The following is a 432-nucleotide window of genomic DNA, read 5'->3' on the forward strand; positions in this document are numbered from 1 at the left end:
CTTTTACACTATTACCTTTGCCTAAATAAAACTCAGTATTAGCAATTGAGCTATTTTGCTGCTTAAGCTGTGCTTTGCGTGCTTGTTTATCTTTATTGTTTTTATGCGTTAGCGCTATGTAATCAATAAGTTTGTGCTGCTCTTTAGCAATATAACTGCTTGGCTCTGTAATGCCCTGGGGCTTATCTGCCAGTTTTAAATTAGCAATTTCAGTGGTTAAGCCTGAGCTTAAGTCAACTTTAAAAAATGTATTACCTTGACGATAAGCTAAGCTGCCATCATTTAAAAATTGTGGTTTAGATTCAGTGCTAGAGGTATGCGTTACTTGTTGAATTGCACCTGTGGTAACGCTTTTTACAAATATATTACCCTCAAATACATAGCCTTGCAGGGCTTTATTTTTTGAATAAACAGCTTTATTTGCACCTACAG

General features: G+C 35.6%; 1 pseudogene. It reads right to left on the reverse strand.

Annotated features, from left to right (window positions below):
• Positions 1–432, reverse strand: a pseudogene (locus tag AAEY62_RS20380) (S9 family peptidase); the annotation flags it as partial.

It is taken from the genome of Pseudoalteromonas sp. GW168-MNA-CIBAN-0100, assembly GCF_040309225.1.
GTDB classification, from domain to species: domain Bacteria; phylum Pseudomonadota; class Gammaproteobacteria; order Enterobacterales; family Alteromonadaceae; genus Pseudoalteromonas; species Pseudoalteromonas arctica.